Annotated in this window: 17 protein-coding genes; 14 read left to right on the plus strand and 3 right to left on the minus strand. The window is 47.4% G+C overall.

All coding sequences use genetic code 11. From position 1 onward, the window contains the following. The first annotated feature begins 76 nt into the window (after positions 1-76). The 4 genes from carB (at position 77) to SMSP2_RS02980 (ending at position 5,722) form a co-directional block, all read left to right on the plus strand. Positions 77-3,289, plus strand: coding sequence for a carbamoyl-phosphate synthase large subunit (gene carB / locus SMSP2_RS02965; RefSeq protein WP_146682534.1), 3,213 nt, complete (start codon positions 77-79; stop codon positions 3,287-3,289). Positions 3,290-3,366: 77 nt separating this feature from the next. Continuing rightward, the gene (gene carA / locus SMSP2_RS02970) at positions 3,367-4,488 is read left to right on the plus strand and encodes a glutamine-hydrolyzing carbamoyl-phosphate synthase small subunit (protein ID WP_146682535.1); all 1,122 of its coding nucleotides are present in this window, start codon (positions 3,367-3,369) and stop codon (positions 4,486-4,488) included. Between the two features lie 59 nt (positions 4,489-4,547). Beyond that, on the plus strand, positions 4,548-5,042 hold the full coding sequence (locus tag SMSP2_RS02975; protein WP_146682536.1) for a peptidylprolyl isomerase: 495 nt from the start codon (positions 4,548-4,550) through the stop codon (positions 5,040-5,042). Between the two features lie 5 nt (positions 5,043-5,047). Beyond that, the gene (locus tag SMSP2_RS02980; RefSeq protein WP_146682537.1) at positions 5,048-5,722 is read left to right on the plus strand and encodes a phosphoribosyltransferase; all 675 of its coding nucleotides are present in this window, start codon (positions 5,048-5,050) and stop codon (positions 5,720-5,722) included. Between the two features lie 26 nt (positions 5,723-5,748). On the opposite strand, the gene SMSP2_RS02985 is transcribed toward SMSP2_RS02980, so the two are convergent. The 3 genes from SMSP2_RS02985 to guaA are packed head-to-tail and all read right to left on the minus strand — an operon-like array spanning position 5,749 to position 8,226. Then, positions 5,749-6,390: a riboflavin synthase gene (locus tag SMSP2_RS02985; protein ID WP_146682538.1), complete on the minus strand. Its 642-nt coding sequence runs from the start codon at positions 6,388-6,390 to the stop codon at positions 5,749-5,751. A 16-nt stretch (positions 6,391-6,406) separates the two neighbouring features. Next, positions 6,407-6,664: a hypothetical protein gene (locus SMSP2_RS02990; protein WP_146682539.1), complete on the minus strand. Its 258-nt coding sequence runs from the start codon at positions 6,662-6,664 to the stop codon at positions 6,407-6,409. Positions 6,665-6,678: 14 nt separating this feature from the next. Then, a complete protein-coding gene (gene guaA, locus SMSP2_RS02995) occupies positions 6,679-8,226 on the minus strand; it encodes a glutamine-hydrolyzing GMP synthase (protein ID WP_146682540.1) in 1,548 nt (515 codons plus the stop codon). Between the two features lie 239 nt (positions 8,227-8,465). Between guaA and SMSP2_RS03000 the strand changes: the two genes are divergently transcribed. From SMSP2_RS03000 to SMSP2_RS03045, 10 genes are all read left to right on the plus strand, one after another. Next, entirely contained in the window at positions 8,466-9,551 is a 1,086-nt protein-coding gene (locus tag SMSP2_RS03000; protein ID WP_146682541.1) for a radical SAM protein, read from the plus strand. A 415-nt stretch (positions 9,552-9,966) separates the two neighbouring features. Next, positions 9,967-10,536 (plus strand): PEP-CTERM sorting domain-containing protein, encoded by a 570-nt coding sequence (locus SMSP2_RS03005; protein WP_146682542.1) that lies wholly within the window; start codon positions 9,967-9,969, stop codon positions 10,534-10,536. A gap of 121 nt (positions 10,537-10,657) precedes the next feature. Then, entirely contained in the window at positions 10,658-11,665 is a 1,008-nt protein-coding gene (locus tag SMSP2_RS03010) for a hypothetical protein (protein ID WP_146682543.1), read from the plus strand. A gap of 392 nt (positions 11,666-12,057) precedes the next feature. Beyond that, the gene (locus SMSP2_RS03015; RefSeq protein WP_146682544.1) at positions 12,058-13,023 is read left to right on the plus strand and encodes a type II secretion system protein; all 966 of its coding nucleotides are present in this window, start codon (positions 12,058-12,060) and stop codon (positions 13,021-13,023) included. Between the two features lie 134 nt (positions 13,024-13,157). After that, entirely contained in the window at positions 13,158-14,288 is a 1,131-nt protein-coding gene (locus SMSP2_RS03020) for an ABC transporter permease (RefSeq protein ID WP_146682545.1), read from the plus strand. 70 nt (positions 14,289-14,358) lie between these two features. Beyond that, a complete protein-coding gene (locus tag SMSP2_RS03025) occupies positions 14,359-15,132 on the plus strand; it encodes an ABC transporter ATP-binding protein (RefSeq protein WP_146682546.1) in 774 nt (257 codons plus the stop codon). A gap of 151 nt (positions 15,133-15,283) precedes the next feature. Next, positions 15,284-15,547, plus strand: a complete 264-nt coding sequence (locus SMSP2_RS03030) for a phosphoribosyl-ATP diphosphatase (RefSeq protein WP_146682547.1) — start codon at positions 15,284-15,286, stop codon at positions 15,545-15,547. Positions 15,548-15,561: 14 nt separating this feature from the next. Then, a complete protein-coding gene (gene hisG, locus SMSP2_RS03035; protein WP_146682548.1) occupies positions 15,562-16,410 on the plus strand; it encodes an ATP phosphoribosyltransferase in 849 nt (282 codons plus the stop codon). A 12-nt stretch (positions 16,411-16,422) separates the two neighbouring features. Continuing rightward, the gene (locus tag SMSP2_RS03040) at positions 16,423-16,866 is read left to right on the plus strand and encodes an MgtC/SapB family protein (RefSeq protein WP_146682549.1); all 444 of its coding nucleotides are present in this window, start codon (positions 16,423-16,425) and stop codon (positions 16,864-16,866) included. A 181-nt stretch (positions 16,867-17,047) separates the two neighbouring features. After that, entirely contained in the window at positions 17,048-20,269 is a 3,222-nt protein-coding gene (locus SMSP2_RS03045) for a hypothetical protein (protein ID WP_146682550.1), read from the plus strand. The last annotated feature ends 127 nt before the right edge of the window (positions 20,270-20,396 follow it).

The raw sequence follows: 20,396 nt of genomic DNA on the forward strand, positions 1-20,396 counted from the left end.
ATTTTAACTTATTGCGTATTTACTGCGCATTGAGAGCGTGTGATAAGAATAGAAACGTTTATATTACGGTGATAAATTGCCCAAACGTCAGGATATAAAAAAGATACTGATAATCGGCTCAGGCCCGATAGTAATCGGCCAGGGCTGCGAATTCGACTATTCCGGAGCTCAGGCCTGCAAGGCTTTGATGAAAGAGGGCTACGAAGTTTCTCTTGTCAACAGCAATCCTGCTACCATTATGACCGATCCGGAAATGGCATCAAGAACCTATATTGAGCCTATTACGCCGGATATGGTGGAAAAAATAATTGAGCGCGAACGTCCGGACAGCATACTGCCTACACTTGGCGGCCAGACGGGACTTAACACGGCGGTAGATCTGGCAAAAGCCGGAGTTCTGGATAAGTACGGGGTTAAATTACTTGGCGCTGACCTTGAAACCATCAAGAAGGCCGAGGAACGGGACCTGTTCAAAACAATTATACAGGAGATAGGGCTGGAAGTGCCCAAAAGCGGCTATGCGCATACCTGGCAGGAAGCGGAGGAAATCATAAAAGAAGTATCTTTCCCCGCCATCATACGTCCCTCATATACGCTTGGCGGAATGGGAGGCAATATTGCCTACAATATGTCTGAATACCGCAAATACATAGAATGGGGCCTTGAGCTGAGCCCTGCCAATCAGGTACTTGTAGAAGAGTCCGTTATAGGCTGGAAGGAATACGAGCTTGAGGTCATGCGGGACCGCAGGGATAACGTTGTTATAATCTGCTCAATCGAAAATCTCGATCCAATGGGTGTTCATACCGGCGACAGCATTACCGTTGCTCCGGCCCAGACACTTACCGATAAAGAGTACCAGATTATGCGGGACGCGGCAATAAAGATAATTCGCGCAATCGGTGTGGAGACGGGCGGATGCAACATTCAGTTCTCAGTTGATCCCCGCAGCGGAAAGCTCTATGTCATAGAGATGAACCCGCGTGTCTCGAGAAGCTCAGCGCTTGCTTCAAAGGCGACAGGCTTCCCAATAGCCAAGATAGCCGCTCTGCTTGCTGTTGGCTACACGCTTGATGAGATACCAAATGACATAACCAAAAAAACGCCGGCATGTTTTGAACCGACTATTGACTATTGCGTGGTGAAATATCCCCGTTTTACCTTCGAAAAGTTCCCTAACACCAACTCCGAGCTTACAGTCCAGATGAAAAGTGTCGGCGAGGCGATGGCGATAGGCCGTACTTTCAAAGAATCGTTCCAGAAAGCGGTAAGAAGCCTTGAAATCAACCGTTACAGCCTGGATAACTGTTATCTGCCCGAGGGTTTATCTGAGCAGCAGCTTATGGATAAGCTCAGGTCAAGTCCCTGGGACAAAGTCTGGTACGTTGCCGAGGCGATACGGCGGGGTATGCCGATAGGGCAGATTTACGATATTACCGGTATTGATCCGTGGTATCTGAATAATTTCCGAGAGATAATCGAGCTCGAGGGCTGGATCAAGTCTTCATGTCTCGAAGATATTGACAAGGAAAAGATGCTGCGTATAAAGCAGTTTGGCTTTAGCGATAAGTATATTTCCGGTATATTAGGCGTAACAGAATCTAAGTTCCGAAATTACCGCAAGGGTCTCGGCATAAAATGCGTTTACAAAATGGTTGATACGTGCGGCGCTGAATTTGAAGCGCATACCCCGTATCTCTACAGCACATACGAAGACGAATGCGAAGCTAACCCCACAGACCGCAAGAAAATTATTATTCTCGGCGGCGGGCCAAACCGGATCGGCCAGGGCATCGAGTTCGACTACTGCTGTGTGCACGCGGCCTTTGCTCTCAAAGAGATTGGCATAGAAGCGATTATGGTAAACTGCAACCCGGAGACGGTCAGTACCGATTATGACACATCAGATAAGCTCTTCTTTGAGCCGCTTACGTTCGAAGATGTTATGAATATTGTCGATGTTGAGAAACCCTATGGTGTTATTGTCCAGTTCGGCGGCCAGACACCCCTGAAGCTGGCAAACGCACTGATGGAAGCGGGGGTAAATATAATTGGCACTTCCCCTGAATCCATCGACAGGGCAGAAGACCGCGAAATGTTTAACCTTGTAGTCGAAAAACTGAACCTGACACAGCCGTTCAGCGGCACGGCAAGGACATTAGAAGAAACCGAGCAGATAGCTGATAAACTCGGATACCCTCTGCTTATAAGGCCCTCATTTGTTCTCGGCGGACGTGCAATGCAGGTGGTTTACAGCCGCGAAGCATTGGAATCCTGTGTCAAAAACGCTCTTGAGGCATCAGATGAGCATCCTATCCTTATCGATAAATTCCTCAATGATGCCACGGAGCTTGATGTCGATGCGGTAAGCGACGGCGAGACAGTTGTTGTCGGCGGGATTATGGAACATATAGAAGAAGCGGGAGTGCATTCGGGCGACAGTGCGTGCAGTCTGCCGCCAATATCGCTCGACGATGAAACGCTCTCAAGGATAAAAGATCAGACCTATATGCTCGCAAAAGAGCTTAATGTATGCGGGCTTATGAACATACAGTACGCGGTCAAGGACGGCGAAATCTATATTCTGGAAGTCAACCCCAGGGCTTCCCGGACAATTCCTTTTGTCAGCAAGAGTATAGGTGTGCCCCTGGCAAAGATAGCCGCGAAGGTTATGGCAGGAAAAAAACTTAAAGAGCTTGGCTTTACGGAGCAGGTTGTCAAGAAACATTATTCTGTAAAGGAAGCTGTCTTTCCGTTCCTCAAGTTTCAGGGCATTGATACACTGCTTGGGCCGGAAATGCTTTCTACCGGAGAAGTTATGGGAGTTTCAGATGATTTTGGGCTCGCCTTTGCCAAGTCGCAGATCGCCGCGGGCAACCGTCCCCCGATGAAGGGAAATGTTGCCATAAGCGTTAAGGATATGGACAAAAAAGCAGCGATTGAAATCGCTAAATCCTTTATATCCCTTGGATTCAAGATATTCGCGACAAAGGGCACATGTATTGAGTTGATCAACAATAATGTCCCCAGCGAGTATGTTCCCAAGCTCGACGAAGCGCGGCCAAACATTGTTGACAGGATAATAAACGGTGATTTTGACCTGGTTATAAATACGACCATCGGCCAGAAATCCATCGATGATTCGTTTGAGATACGCCGCAAGGCCCTTGACCATGCCGTGCCTTATGTGACAACAATAAGAGGAGCCAAAGCCATTTTAAAAGCTGTAAAGGCCATGAATGAGCTTGAGGTAAACGTCAAGCCGATACAGGAATATTATGCAGTATAAACTATTGTCGTTTAAAGAAATAACAGAGAGCAACACAATGGCCCCGGGCCGGATTATATAAAACGAGGAAACAAGCAATGAAGGCTATTCTGCTTTTAGAGGATGGAACAGTATTCAGCGGCAGGCCGATCGGCGCCCGCGGAGAAAAATGCGGGGAGGCTGTGTTCAATACAAGTATGTCCGGCTATCAGGAAATACTTACCGACCCGTCGTACTACGAACAGATAATCACAATGACATATCCGCTTATCGGCAACTACGGAGCCAATAAGGTTGACCTTGAATCGAAAAAAAGTTTTGTCAGCGGTTTTATTGTAAAGGAAAACTGCCCATATCCAAGCAGCTGGCGAAGCGAAATGTCTCTGGACGAATTTCTTAAGAGCCAGAATATTGTCGGAATGGAAGGCATTGACACAAGAAAGCTCGTGCGTCACCTGAGAACAAAGGGCGCTATGCGGGCGATTATATCGTCAGTGGATTCTGACATTGACTCACTTAAGAAAAAATTAGCGGATTACCCCGGGCTTCTCGGCAGGGATATTGTCTCGGACGTCTCCACAAGGACGCAGTATTCATGGACAAAGGGCGTTACTGATGTCCTCAGCGGAGTGGAGAATAACCCGCCAAAGAAATACAGGGTAGTCGCGTATGATTACGGGATCAAGCACAATATTCTGCGTCTGCTCTGCTCGCAGGGTTTTGATGTAACTGTCGTTCCTGCTGATACTTCAGCAGAGGATGTGCTTTCAATGAAACCCGACGGGGTGTTTCTCAGCAACGGCCCCGGCGATCCGGCACCGCTGAAATACGCCATCGGAAACATAAAAAAACTGCTCGGCAAGGTACCAGTGTTCGGTATATGCCTGGGCCATCAGCTGCTGGCGATTGCCCTGGGAGCGAAGAGTTATAAACTCAAATTTGGACATCGCGGCGCCAACCATCCGGTTAAAAATCTCGACAATGACCAAATTGAGGTTACCTGTCAGAACCACGGTTTCTGCATTGATCTTGATTCGATAAAGGGTGTTGACGTAGAAACGACGCACATAAACCTCAACGATAATACGCTTGCCGGCATCAGGTGCAGAGAATTGAAGGCCTTCGCGGTTCAGTACCACCCGGAAGCCTCGCCCGGGCCGCATGATTCGAGATACCTCTTTGATTATTTCAGGGAATTGATAGAATCTGATAAGGCTTAAAGTGTATGAGGGCTTTACACTGAAAAATTATTAAAAATCTAATAAGTAAGGATACGAGCATGGCAAAAAAATTTATCATCAAGACTAATTACGGAAGCATAACCCTTGAGCTTGACCATGAAAATGCACCTGTTACGTGCAGGAATTTTGAGCATTATGTGAACAAGAATTTCTTCGACGGAACCATTTTCCACCGTGTTATAAAGGGTTTCATGGTCCAGGGCGGCGGTATGACCTCGGATATGAACCAGAAACCGACAGATACGCCGATAGTTCTGGAATCAGAAAACGGGCTCAAAAACGACCGCGGCACAATCGCAATGGCACGTACAATGGACCCAAACAGCGCTACCTCACAGTTTTTCATCAACCATGCCGATAATGATTTTCTCAATTTCGCCCCCGGCAATCCCGGCTATGCGGTATTTGGTAAAGTCACAGAGGGCATGGAAGTGGTAGATGCAATCGCTGATGTAGAGACGGGAACCAAGGGCTATCACCAGGATGTACCGATGCAGACGATAACGATCGAAACGGTTTTGCCGCTTGAGTAGATTTTATGGCTTCGCTTGATATTATATGTCAGGAGCCGGTGGTATTCAGCGACCGCCGGCAGGCAGCGCATATGCTTGCTGAACACATTGCCGGGGCCTGCGGAAAAGAAAAGCCTCTCATTCTCGGCATTCCCCGCGGCGGGATGGTAATAGCAGCAGACATCGCGGCAGAGGTTGGCGGCGATCTTGATATTATACTGACCCGAAAACTCGGTGCTCCCAATAATCCTGAGCTGGCTATTGGAGCGATAACCGAAACCGCAGAGACGGTGCTCAATGACGAGTTGATCTGTTATCTTAATGTCAGTTCAGCATATATTGAAAACGAAAAGACATCACAGAAGAATCTCATTGCACAGCGTAGCAGCCGCTACAGGGGGATATACCCCAAACAGCCGATTAAAGACAGGATCGTTGTTTTGACAGATGACGGAGTTGCCACCGGGGCGACAATGCGTGCGGCTATCTGGGCTGCAAAGGCAGAATCGCCCTCGAAGATTATTCTGGCAATTCCCGTAGCGCCGCCAGATACGGCCGCATCTCTCTCCAGGGAAGTTGACCGCACAATATGCATCTCTGCCCCGTCAAACTTTGGAGCTGTTGGAATGTTTTACAGAGACTTCAACCAGGTTTCTGATGAAACAGTCATCAGAATACTTGAAAATACTGCCAAGCGCTGACAGAGAAACAGGCGAAATGGCGGCGGCTAAAAACCCAGGTCGCGAAGTTTTTCGATTGAGAGGGAGCCGCCGGATTTTATGTAGTTATCAACGCGTGCGGTTATGACCTTTACCACGATGTCGGTCTCTATGTTGACCGGATCGGAGGGTTTGAGTTTTGAGAGGTTTGTGTTTTTCCACGTTTCGGGAATGACCGCGACTGAAAAGCCCGCGGCGTCTTTTTTGGCTACTGTAAGGCTGATCCCGTCAACGGCGATTGAGCCTTTGTGGATTATCTCGCGGGAGATATCTGCCGGCACATCAAAGGTTAAATCCCAGAAATCGCCGCTCTGCACTGCCCGGCGGAGGCGTCCCTGTCCGTCAACGTGTCCCTGCACGATATGCCCTCCGAAACGTCCAGACGCTGCCATCGCCGGTTCGAGGTTTACACTCTCTCCGGCCTTGCGCAGTCCGGTTGTGCTTTTTTCCAGTGATTCCGGGCTCACATCAAAGCTGATCTGTGAGCCGGCGATCTTTGACGCGGTCAGGCATACGCCGTTAACCGCCACGCTGTCGCCGTGTTTGACATCCGCGGCGATATCAGGCGCATCAACAACCAGCAGCTTCCCGCTCGCCAGCGCCGTCAGCCGTTTAACAGTTCCAAGCGTTTGAATTATTCCAGTAAACATATTATATCATTTCAGATTAGTAACTTATGGGGTTATATCCGTGTTGCCGAAGGCTTTTTTTATCGTTTTCTTTATCTACTACCAGGCTTAACACTGCCTGCACGACCTGCTGATCGGTATATTCAGGGTGGCGGTTGCGTATTCCTGCTTCTACAATAGACCTGAGGTTGTCGCTTAATTCAATAACCATCTCCGCGCGGCGCTGGGGTCCTATTTTTCTTAAAACCTCAATCTGTTTTAAATAGGCATCTTTACTTGTGTCCTTTGGAATCATGGTTATTCTTCTTCTTATTCCCATTCAATGGTTGACGGCGGTTTACTGGAGATGTCATAGACAACCCTGTTTACGCCGCGTACCTCGTTTATAATTCTGCTTGAAATCAGGCTCAATGTCTCGTATGGAATCCGTGAGAAATCAGCGGTCATAAAATCGGTAGTATCGACCGAGCGAACCGCTATGACGTTCTCGTATGTGCGTTCATCGCCCATAACCCCGACCGTCTCAACCGGCACGAGCACCGCAAGTGTCTGGCTGACTTTGCGGTACAGTCCGGCGGCCTTGATTTCATTTATAAGTATCTCATCAGCATCACGCACAACGCGGAGCTTTTCTTCGGTTACTTCGCCAAGTACACGAACCGCCAGGCCCGGCCCGGGGAAAGGGTGCCGCCACACCATGTCTTCGGGCAGGCCGAGTATTTCGCCGAGCTTGCGGACTTCGTCCTTGAACAGGTCACGCAGCGGCTCAACCAGGTCAAAACCGAGCTGTTCGGGCAGGCCGCCGACGTTGTGGTGCAGTTTAATGTTCGCCGCGAGGTTGCCGTCTTTTGAGCCGGATTCGATAACATCAGGGTAGAGCGTGCCTTGCGCCAGGAATTTGGCGTTTTGGATTTTGCAGGCCTCTGACTTGAATGCCTCTATGAACTCGCCGCCGATAATCTTGCGTTTTTTCTGCGGGTCAACAACACCCTTGAGCTTTGCCAGGAACTGTTTTGACCAGTCCACGACATGGAGGTTTATCTTGAAGTGGCCACGGAACATTGTTTCCACGCCTTCCCGTTCATGGTTACGTAAAAGCCCGTTATCAACGAAGATACACACAAGCTGATCGCCGATTGCCTTATGCAGAAGCGCCGCGACAACCGCCGAGTCAACGCCGCCGCTGAGTCCGCAGATAACGGTGTCATCGCCAACCTTTTGCCGGACGGCTTCAATGGCTTCCTCGGCGAAGTCCTGCATCTTCCAGGAGCCTTCGCAGCCGCAGATGTTATACAGGAAGTTTCGCAGAATCTCCATGCCTTCCGGCGTGTGGGTTACCTCTGGGTGGAACTGAACGCCGTAGAACTTCATCTTGCTGTTCCGCACAGCGGCATAAGGGCAGCTCTCTGTTGAGGCGAGAATGTCAAAGCCCGCCGGCACCGCGTCAATCTGGTCGCCGTGGCTCATCCAGACGGTAGTTTCTTCGTTGACGGCGTTAAACAGGTCACTTGAATCCTTTACGGTGATTTTTGCCCTGCCGTATTCGCGGCTTTTTGCCGGCTTGATATGCGCGCCGAGCATGGAGGTGGCGAGCTGCATTCCGTAGCATATCCCCAGAACCGGCACACCAAGCTCGAAAATACGCGGGTCAGTTTTCGGGGCGTTATCCGCATACACGCTGGCAGGGCCGCCGGAGAGGATAATGCCCGCGACGCCGTCCTCGGCAAGCCGCTCTATCTCGATATCAGGGCGGTAAATCTTTGAATATACATTGTTTTCCCTGACTCTTCGGGCTATAAGCTGGCCGTACTGGCTTCCAAAATCAAGTATTGCTATGGTTTCTCTGTGTTGGTTCATGTTAAAATATTTATAAAGGATTTATCTTTGGTTTCGGCAGGACTGTCCTGCATGTAATCTCATATCAGATATATACAATATCACAAATCTCAAATCCGACATCTCAAATTTCAAATCTGAAATCTCATTTATCAAATCACTCTGCTGATATTCTATAACTAAAACGCCAAAATGAAAATTCTTTCTGAAAAACTTTATTTAAGTTGACATTGCCAAAATAAAAACCAATAATAAACCAAATGAATACCGAACAAAAACTTTCTGTTCTTGCTGATTCGGGAAAGTACGATCTTGCCTGCTCGTGTAAGTACGATTACGAGCCGGGGCGGGTCAGGGGAGACGCCGGCAAATGGATTTATCCCTCTGCACTTCCGGGCGGCAGAAAAATGCACCTTCTCAAAACGCTATTGAGTAATGAGTGCGTCAACGACTGCACCTACTGCCCGTTTAACTGTGTTTCTAATACCCAAAGGTGCACTCTTGAGCCGGAGGAGCTGGCGGCAATGTTTTCGCGGCTAAAATCCGCCCGGATGGTGGATGGTCTTTTCGCATCTTCCGGTGTTTGCGGCTCAACAGAGAAGACAATGGCAAAGATAATCGCTGTTGCGGAGATTCTCAGAAAGAAGCAGCATTTCAGGGGTTTTATTCACCTCAAGATTGTCCCTGGTGCAAGCGACGAGGCAGTGCGCCAGGCGGTTATGCTGGCGTCCCGGGTATCTGTAAACATTGAGGCTCCGAGCCCGGAAAGGCTGGCTAAGCTCAGCCGCAGAAAGGATTTCCACAACGACATAATACGAACAATGAAGAAGATAAACGAATACAAACAGCTCAAAAAAGGCTCAAAGGGACAGACCACACAATTTGTGGTAGGAGCCGCCGGCGAGAGCGACAGGGAGATAGTCATCGCAACCCACCGATTATACAATGGTTATGATATGGAACGTGTTTATTATTCCGCGTTCCAGAACACCGCTTCCGATGAGCCCGCCGGAGATGAAGGGTTTGTCCGCGAGCACAGGCTCTATCAGGTCGATTATCTGCTTAGAAAATATAAGTTTGACAAAAATGATATCCTCTTTGACAGCGATGGCAGGCTGGATTTAAACCGGGATCCCAAACAGGTCTGGGCAGATTCTCATCCTGAATTTTTCCCCGTAAATATAAACAGAGCAGGTCGTTATGAGCTGTTGAGAGTTCCCGGAATCGGCCCTGTTGGAGCCTCGAGAATTATAAGCAGGAGGCGAAACGGCAGGATAACCGATGCGTCTGAGCTTGCGGCTATGCGTGTAAGGCACCGATTAGCCGGTTCTTACATAGTTTTTTAAATTTTCCTTGACATTATAAAGCTATATCCCGATAATGAACAAAGTGTTAAGTGGAATATTATCGAAAGGAACCACAAGTTAGAAGTTATTCCAAAATATTTCATTTCAGAAGTCTCTTTCTCGGCGCGGTTTGATGCTGCGCGAATTTGAAGAGGCAGCCTGCCCGTGCGGGCTTTGCGCTCTTTAACAATTTAATCTTTTCCCGGTCTGGTCTGAAATCAGAAGAAAGAAGCGTTAAAAGGTTTGCTGCCGATTACTGTAATTCTTTGTCGTTGAAGATGTAATCGCGTACAGGCGGCGGGTCTTTGATATTCAGGTCTGGTTGGAAATTAGAAGTCGTTATCACATAGCCTTGCGGGGTTGTCCTGCGGGCAGTTAATCGAAGAAGAACTCGAGAAACCTGGAGACTTAAAAGATGAAGAATATGATGATTACGACACTATTTCTGCTCGCAGTGGCCGCTGCGTGCGGTTCAACCGTTAAATTTACTGAGGATAACCAGACACTTATAAGAACCCCCGGTTCGCTTGTTACCTTAACTGTTGAGAGTACTGAAGAGCTCACAACACTAAGTGTAATAGCGACTATGGATACCGGAAGCGATACGTTTGCCGGCGGTACCGGCAAAGCCGACGCCGCGACATACGGCTGGACTGCTGATTTGAGCAAAAACCCCGTATTGTCAAATGGTGATCAGACGATTGAATTGGAACTGGCATATTTTCCGCTCGTTCCAACCGATTCATATCCTCCTCTTGACGGGACTGTAGGTTATGTTGCTTTCACCTATAACGGCGGCAATGTTCAGATTAGTCTTTCGAATGGAAGTCAACTTACTCTGGACAAAAACAGCCAGACGGTAGGCGCCATAGCAAGTACAGTTACAGTAGTTCCAGAGCCGGCAACAGTGCTGGTATTTGGAATCGGCGGGCTGATTATGAGAAGCTGTCTGAGAAACTCCTCATCAAATAAGAGAAAAGATTAAAGTTGCGCACTGAAATGTTATAATACAAAGCGGGTGATTCGTCGCCCGCTTTTTTTATGATTTTATGAACAAAGATTCAATTTAACTTGTAAATATACAAGAGTTAAATAGAATTACCCTTATGCTAAATCTGTTAAAAATATGCACGTATATTTTGGTTCCTGCCGCCGTTGTTATCGCGGGCAAAATCGCGATGGATTCTGTATCGGTAAGTACCGGTTACGAAGATGTCCTTTCAGCCCCAACCGCCTCCGAAACGGCACAGCAAAGCATTGGTTCTCAATCAGACGATGAAGACAGCACAGAGCATGCTCTTATAACAGCCGCCATGGCCCTGGCGCAGAAGATAAATCCGCCCATTGAGAAAAGCGGCACCGTAGTTTCAAGAACCGGCGGCCCCGATTCAGGGCAGAAACCCGAGCCGCCAACACCCAAGCCGCCCGTGGTTTATACAAAATTTAAACTTTTGGGAACCTGTGTCAATCATACAAACCCCGCAAGGTCGATAGCTTATATTGATGTTCCCGGCAAAGGCAAGCAGTGGGTGTATAAGGGCGAGGATGTCAATCATTCAGTAATAAAAGATATCATGGCAGGCAGTATTCTCGTTGACCAGGGCGGCAGTGTTACAGAGCTCTTTGTCCCGCAGGCCGCGCCGAATCCATTGCTCAAAACTGCCGGCTCAGTGGGTCAGTCAAGGGAGAGTGAATTAACGGCCCAGGTACAGCCGGGCTCTGCCGAGGCGGCTGCCTATGCCCAGGCGCAGGCAGAAGAAGCCCGCCAGCAGGCGAGTGTGACAGAAGACGAGCAGGAACGGCGTGAAGAGCTCGTCGAGAAAGCAACGAATCGAAGGGGCGTAAGTTATACCGTTGAGAAATCATCTCAGGTACACAGGATAATCCGGCCTGCCTCGACAAGCCGCACCGTTTCAGCACCGGCAAACACGCCCAGAGGGCCCACTGATCCGGCAGAAGCAGCGGCAAATGCAAAAAAACTCCTATCTGTCATGGAAAGTAATCCCGCTCTAAATTCAAGCGCCAACAAGGAGAATATGGAGAAACTGCTCTCTGTGCTTGAATCGATGTCAGAGGAGAAAAACGATGCTTCTGAAGCAGCCTCGGATAAATAATTGGGAATTTACGAACATTTTCAAGATTATTGAGTAAAAAAGTTAGAACAATCCTTGACGTAGCCTACAATTCTAATTAAAATACAATAAGTAAAGTCGCAGAGATTTGAAAATTGAATATGAAAACAGAATTATTATACAAAATTGATTTTTATAATTTTATGCATTTTAATCGCAATCATCATTTTCTACCTGTTTTCATGTCTTTATGTCATATCTCCGGTGCTTTATTATAACAGAGGTTTTCTAAATACGGTTTTAACCCTGCTGTTCCGGAATAAGTTTTAAAACAGGATTCCATAGGGTTAGGCTTGCAATTGTTTGTAAGTATAATTTTGTGTTCCGGTACAGTAATAATGGATCCAGATAAATTTAATTCAGGAGATTAAATTATGAAACGTAAAGGCTTTACATTGATTGAGCTCTTGGTCGTTATAGCGATCATTGCTATGCTCATGGCTATCCTGATGCCCGCACTTGGCCGTGTACGCCGTCTTGCACAGCGTCTGGTCTGCGGAACCAACATCAGAGGTCTGGGAACAGCTACAATGATCTATGCTAATGACAACGACGAAGAGTACCCCGTAGCAGGCGGCCGCGGCGATGCCGAATGGGTCGGTGCTAACGAGAACACACCTACAGAGGCGTGGGGAAGCACACAGCAGGACATCGAAGAACCTGACAGAGACGACGTAACTGTCGCTGCTTCACTTTATCTGCTTATTAGAGAAGCTGACGTAAGCCCCAAGCAGTTTGTCTGTACAAGCTCTGATCAGAAGGTTTATGAAGGACTGGCAGAAGCCGGTGATGCTGAGCCGTATCAGGATGCGGACCTGACAGACCTCTGGGACTTCGGCGAGTCACCTTGGCTGCACGTAAGTTACGCTTACCACTTCCCTTATAAAGATGGTACCGGCAGAGCACGTCCTGCTTCAACGAATAACTCAGCAGGATTTGCGTTTATCGCTGATAAAAACCCATGGTATGATGATTCAAATCTTAACCTTGGAACACCCGAGTCTGACGCATATGAGATGATCTGTGCACTGTTCAATGATGGCCAGAACCCCGGTAACAACGAGTGGGACAGCATTTCAAGGTACCTGATTCAGGTTGCCAACTCCGCAACTCACATGCGTGAAGGTCAGAACGTATTGTTCAACGACGGCCACGTAACTTTCGAAAACCGTCCTGATGTTGGTTACCAGTCAGATAACATCTACACCTGGTGGACGAACAACGGCCAGTTGGAAGAAGAACGCCGTATAGGTACCGAGCCTGAAGATGATGATCAGAGCATCGAAATCGGCGGCAGCGAAGATACAGTTCTTGTAAATGATTCGAAGATTCCTACCTAATAAGACTTTTTGGATATTTACATCTGCTTAAAAGATCAAACGGTCTCAGCGGTAATACTGCTGGGGCCGTTTTTTTTGTGTTTGTGTTTTAGGGCTCACTTGCTAAAATACAATAAAGTCAGATTTTAGGTATTATGATGGAAAAGACATCTTCAGTACAATTTGATATATCAGCCGAGAATGAGCCTCACATAAAATTGAGCGGTAGTTTGACCTTTTCAAATGCCTCTGAATTGTGGGGTCTGACAAGCGATTTTTTCAGGCAATTCAAGGGCAGCCGCCTTATTATCGACGGCTCGGCTGTTGATTCTTACGACAGCAGCGGGGCGGCATATCTCATCTGGATTGGCCGCCGTTGTGACAATATGAATATAACATACGATTTGACAGGATTTTCAGACTCTCTTCTAAGGCAGATAGAGGCGATGCGCCCCGGAAGAAAAAATAAAACAGCCGCGAAATATTCTAACATACACACTATCATCGAAGATGTTGGAGCCGCGACTTACAGTGTCTGGGACGGTTTATCCAGAATGCTTGTGTATCTTGGAGAGATTCTTTATAACCTGTTTTTATCGCTAAAGTCTCCAAAACGGTTTCGTTTAAAAGACACCCTGATTGTCGCAGAGCTCAGCGGCGCAGATGCCATCGGCATTAGTGCGTTGCTAGGCGGGCTTTTTGGATTGATACTCGCGTTTCAGAGCGTTATCACACTGAAGATGTTTGCCGCGGAAATTTTTGTCATAGACCTTGTTGTAATTGCCATGTTTCGTGTGATGGCTTCGTTTATAGCCGCGATTCTATACGCCTCCCGAAGCGGTTCGGCCTTTGCCGCAGAAATTGCGACTATGAAGGTCAACGAAGAAATAAGTGCGCTTAAAACCATGGGGCTTAGCCCGATCCAGTTTCTTGTGCTTCCTCGTGTCGTCGCGGCAACTTTGATAGTCCCGATGCTTGCTCTTTTTGTAATCCTTTCAGCTTTCATTGGCTGCGGCTTTGTGATGTATTCGATGGATTACCCGCTTGTAACAATTGTTCAGAACATGAAGAATGCCTCTGATGTCGAAATGTTTTTAAGCGGTTTTGTTAAATCCTTTGTCTATGGATATATAATCGCTGCTGTGGGCTGTTTTAGAGGCTTAAATTCCGGCAGCGGCCCCAGAGCCGTCGGACAGGCCTCTACCAGCGCTGTAGTAACCTCGATCGTGCTTATCGTTGTCGCGGAGGGCATTTTTTCGGTAGTGTATTATTTTCTGGGGATTTAAGTGAATTAGGAATTAGGAATTAGGAATTAGGAATCTGAAATCTGAGATTTGAAATTTAATAACTGTTTATATGCCAAAAGAAGAAGTAAAAGCCCAATCAGAGCCGATTATAGAGGTACGTGATCTTGTCGGCGGATATGAAGAGACCGTAATACTCGACGGAGTATCCTTTGATATCCGCCGCGGCGAGATTTTCTCGATTCTTGGCGGCAGCGGCTGCGGCAAGACGACGCTCCTGCGTTACATCGTCGGTCTGCTTGAACCGTTTTCAGGCGATGTTCTCATTAAGGGCAGAAGCATTGTAAACGCCGATGAAAAGGAGCTTGATGAGATTCGCAGAAGTTTTGGGGTGATGTACCAGAGCGGCGCCCTGTTTGGTTCCATGACGGTAATGGAAAACCTTGCACTCCAGCTCGAGGAGTTCAGTAACCTGCCGAGGGAGGCAATCGAGCTGATATGCCTGGGCAAACTCAAGCTCGTCGGCCTCGAGGGCAGTGAAGACCTGATGCCGGCAGAACTTAGCGGCGGAATGATAAAAAGAGTGGCTATTGCCCGGGCGATGGTCTTTGACGCGGAAATAATTTTTCTTGATGAACCCTCTGCCGGTTTGGATCCGATTACGTCTGCCGAGATTGATGAATTGATAAAAAGTCTATCCAGGTTGCTGGGGATAACCTTCGTGCTTGTAACCCATGAGTTGGAAAGTATTTTAAACGTTTCTGACAGAGTCATAGTTTTGGATAAAAGTAAAAAGGGAATAGTGGAAACCGGCGATCCGAGACAACTGAAAGAACATTCAAAGAACCAATTTGTGCACAATTTTTTCAATAGAAAGCCCGGTTAAGATTATTTGACGCCTTAAGATTACGATTTTAACGCAATATTCTCAATTCTAAATTACACAAACGCAGATTTTTTGTTATACTGCCTCTTTACGGTCGCTGCGTAAATTGCGGCGAGTTTGATATTGATAAACTGAGTATAAAGGCCAATCAATGAAACGATTTGAGGAGCTTTTCGCGGAGCTCGAAAGAAAAATAAATGCAAAAGACCCGAATTCAGGCTCCTATAAAGAATTTGAAAAAGGCAAACATTTCATCGGCAAAAAGATAGTTGAAGAAGCCGGCGAAGTGTGGATGGCGGCAGAATATGAAGGCAGGGAAAAGACCGCAGAGGAAATTTCCCAGCTTCTCTATCATCTCCAGGTAATGATGCTGGCGTGCGGACTTGAACTCGAAGATATTTATAAGTATTTATAGGATATAGAATAATTATGCTGAAAATAGCAGTGCCAAATAAAGGTTCACTCTCGGAAGTTTCGATAAAGCTGATAAAGGAAGCCGGCTACAAGTGCCGGCGTGACGGCCGGGAGCTGACATTGACCGATGTTGATAACAATGTAGAGTTTTATTTTCTCCGCCCGCGGGATATCGCTATCTATGTTGCCAAAGGCATCATGGATGTCGGCATAACCGGCAAAGATCTTGTCGCAGACAGCGAAGCGGCGGTTGTGGAGCTGCTTTCTCTGGGCATTGGCAAAAGCCGGTTTTTTTACGCCGTTCCAAAGGAGAGTGAGCTTACTCCTGATGAATTTGACGGTGTCAGGATAGCTACATCGTATCCGAATATTGTAAAGTCCGACATGCAGCGGCGAGGCCTGACCTCAGAGATCATAAAACTTGACGGTGCGGTTGAGATATCGGTGAAACTTGGTGTTGCCGATGTTATAGCGGACGTTGTCGAATCGGGTAAAACCCTTGTTGCAGCGGGCCTTAGAACAGTTGGTGAGCCAATAATGAAATCTGAGGCCGCCGTGTTCTGCCGCAATCGCGAGTTACTCAATCGCCGCGAAGTCGGGCTGTTTATCGAAAGGCTGCGAGGTATAATCGTGGCCCGTGAGTATAAGATGATCGAGTACGACGTGCTCGAAGAGTCCCTTGAAAGGGCTTGCGGCCTTACTCCGGGGATTGAATCGCCTACAGTTTCGCCCTTGAGCAAGAAGGGCTGGATAGCTGTTAAGGCAATGATCTCCCGTAAACAGGTCAACAGCGTCATGGACGATTTGACAGAGCTTGGCGCAAAAGGGATTATCGTAACAGATATACACACTTGCAGATTGTAGGAAGGTTTGATTTTGAGTTTCGGCCAGGAAATACTTGCACTAATCGCCGCGGCGGTGCTCGGCTCGGTAATCGGAATTGAGCGCGAGCTGAGCAAAAAACCCGCCGGATTCCGGACTAACACGATGATATGTGTTGGGGCGGCGCTTATAATGCTTGTATCACTGCGATTAGGAACAGACGAAGAATCCAGCACCAGAATAGCCGCTCAGATTGTCAGCGGTGTGGGTTTTCTCGGCGCAGGTGCCATAATACGTGACAGAGGCGGCGTACAGGGTTTAACTACCGCGGCAGGTATATGGCTTGTCGCCGGCGTAGGCATGGCCTGCGGGGCGGGTATGTTCTGGCTGGCGGTTGTGGTTACGCTTATATCATGGCTGATTCTCTACGCACCTCATTTTATCCGCTTTCTGAAAAGAGGCTCAAGTAAAGCTGCTGATGAGACATCAGAACAGTAAGTTTTGTAAGGCCTTTTTAAAATATCATTTCTCTTTATAAATTAAGTTTGTTTGCTCTTGACATGCATCCAGATTTGGAATAACATTAACAGTAGAAACCGGTTGCTATCTCTTGTGAATATTGCCGGTAATTATTAGAAATAACCTTTATAGTTTTATAAATAACAGGTGTAATATGATAATGAGCCTTTATAAAGCCGAGAAGATTCAAAATAAGAATTCTCAAACAGTGCCGGACTATCAGCTTGAATCAGACGGTTCTTACCGTATAGACGGTTATGACAGAATCAATCCGTTCTCAAGTTTTCTCCCGGGAATCGGCGGCTTTGACGGCGTGCCGCTGTGGTGTCTGTATGTCAACAGGGCCCAGGCGGTAGCGTCTTTTGGAGTAGCCAATAAAGATAATGCTATCGCCGAGTTTCTTTCTGCTACCTGGGCATATCAGCTTACGCCGGTTCAGGGGTTTCGGACTTTCTGTAAAGTAAACGGCAGTTTTTATGAACCGTTCCAAAATAATTTAACCTCCGAGATTTCTGAAATAAAACGCTCAATGTGGATAGAACCTGACCGGCTGCGCCTTCGTGAGGTTAATAAAACAGCAGGCCTCCAGTTTGATGTGGAGTATTTTTCACCAGTCAATCAGCCTCTTGGAAGTCTTGTGCGAAAGCTGAAAATAACGAACATTGGGGATCAAAATCAGTCAATTTCCGCCCTTGACGGGCTTGCTGTAATTGTTCCGGCAGGCTTTGCGGATTTTGGCCTTAAAAACATGAGACGGCTAAATGAGGCTTATGCCTCAGTAAAGCTCGTTGGGGAAAAGGCGGCTTTTTATGCTGCCAGAGTAATGGCGCATGACCAGGCAGAGGTTGTAAGTGTAAACTGCGGCAATTTTTACACCTCCTGGGTTAAGCAAGACAGCAATCTTCACAGCATAGAGCCTTTCGTCGATCCAGATGTAATATTCGGCAGCGGCAATGACCTTGTAACCCCCCGCAACTTTGTATGCAGTGACTCTATCGACAGAGATGCACAGGTCTGGGAAAACCGGCTTCCATGTGCTCTTACACCATTTGACAGTGATTTGCCCGCGGGAGGTTCCATAGAGCTGATTTCAATGACAGGCCATTCTCCTAATCAGCAGATTCTGGTAAATCATCTAAGCGGCATAACTGAAAGCGGTTATTTTGAGCGGCTTTGGCATGAAGTCCGGGCCCTTTCAGATGAAATTCTTCTGCCTGGATTCAGTGTTTCCTCTGAGCCTCTGCTGGACGCGTATAACAGGCAGAATTATCTTGATAACATTGCCAGGGGCGGCGTTCCGGTATTGCTTCCGAGCAAAGACGGCGATGTTCCGCTGCATGTGTTTTCAAGGCGCCATGGTGATTTGGAGCGTGATTATAATTATTTTGAACTGCCGCCCCAGCCGCTCTCAAGCGGACCGGGCAACTACAGAGATATTTGCCAGAACAGACGTTATGACAACTGGTTTTATCCCCAGCTCAATGAGCAGGCAATAAAAATGTTTGTTGAGCTGATACAGGCCGACGGTTTCAATCCGCTGGGAATAGAAGGCTATAAATGGAAACTGCCCGCGAGTATAGATGCCGGAGAATTCTGTCCGGTTGACTGTGATTATGCCAGGGCTGAATTTAGCAATATTTTTAAAGAGGCCTTTTATCCGGGTGAAATTCTTAAATGGCTCAATGATAATTCTGTAGTGATCGACAACAGGCTTGAGTGGCTTAAAAATATTCTGGGCAAATGTGAAAAAGTTCTTTGTGCATCCGGATTCGAAGGGGGCTACTGGGTAGATCACTGGATATACATTACCGACATGCTCGATGCTTACGCGGCGGTATATCCGGACAGGATACAATCTCTCTTTACAGGTTCCAGGGATATAAGCTGGTATGATGAAGGTGTTTATGTGCGGCCGAGAAATAAGAAATACTACCTCAAACAAGGCGGTTTTATACAGCTGGACTCGATAGAGCATACGCCGCAGGCAATAGTGGAGCTTCCCAAGGTTAGTGTTCTTGCTAAACTCTGCGTTCTAATGGCTATAAAGGCCTTGTCGTTTGACAGTGAATGCCGCGGCATCGAGATGGAAGCAGGGCGGCCGGGCTGGAACGATTCTTTAAACGGGCTGCCGGCACTTTTCGGATCTTCAACTTGTGAGGCCGCAGAGCTTGCAAGGATGGCAAAATGGGTTCTCGATAATCTTGAGGATATCAGCGATACCGAATTTCCCGCCGATACAGCGGATTTAATTCAAAATGCACTAACCGAACTTTCGGGCGATGAATACTCCTGGCACCGCTCATCGCAGATACGCGAGGATTACAGAGAAAAAATCCGCTTTAACCCCTCAATGGATTTAAAAACAATAAAAGGTTCAGTGCTGAAAAACCTGCTTGAGAAAATATACAGGCGGGCAGGCGAGGCGGTCGAGAAATCAATTGACCCTGAAACCGGTCTCATTCATACGTATTTTCAGCATGAGCCTGTAGATTATGAGCTTGAGGGCAAACCAAAAGACTACAAGTGCCTCACTTCTGAGGAGAAGGTTCCTTGTAAGAAAGTGTTGAAGTTCAAACAAAAGACACTGCCTCTCTTCCTGGAAGGTCAGGTTCACCGGCTCAGGCTTATAAATTCAAAAGAAAAGGCCCGCCAGGTTTACAGGTCTCTGAGAAACAGCCCTGTATTCGATAAAGAACTTGAAATGTATAAGCTCAATGAGTGCCTGAATTCTTGCGGAGATGAGATTGGCAGGGCCCGAACATTTTCGAGGGGCTGGTTTGAGAATGAGTCCATCTGGCTGCATATGTCATACAAATATCTTCTTGAGCTTGTCAGGGCCGGACTTTATGAAGATTTCTATGAAGATGCCCGCACCATGCTGGTTCCGTTTATGGACCCGCGAGTTTATGGCAGAAGTGTGCTTGAGAACAGCTCTTTTATAGCTTCCTCTGCATGTCCCGACCCAAATGCGCGGGGCAGAGGCTTCGTTGCCAGACTCAGCGGCTCAACTGCTGAATTTATACATATCTGGCAACTGCTTACTGTAGGTGAGAAGCCTTTTAAGCTGGAAAATGGTCAACTCCGTTTTGGTCTTACACCTGCTCTGCCGGCAGAGTGGTTCACTAACGATTCGCGGGTTGTAAACTTCCGGGGCAAAAGCACACAGATACCTGCAAATTGTTTTGCCTGTTCCCTGCTGGGCAATATTCTGCTCGTGTATCATAACCAAGCCGGAAAGAACACTTTCGGCGAAGATTCTGCCAAGCCGGTTAGATACCTGCTCAATGAGAATTTGGATGTAAGGGCCGATGAGTTTGAAGGTCAAATTGCCCAAGACATCCGAAACCGAAAATACAGCAGGGTAGATGTTTGGCTTGAGTGAGCCTTTGAACAAATAAAGCCGCCAAAGCAGCTTATAATCCCTCCTTTGCCGCTTTGACGGCTTAAAAATGCCTTTATGCGCAATAGCGCATAAATCAGGCTTTATAATGTTCGCAATTTTAACAAAA

Source organism: Limihaloglobus sulfuriphilus (assembly GCF_001999965.1).
GTDB lineage: Bacteria > Planctomycetota > Phycisphaerae > Sedimentisphaerales > Sedimentisphaeraceae > Limihaloglobus > Limihaloglobus sulfuriphilus.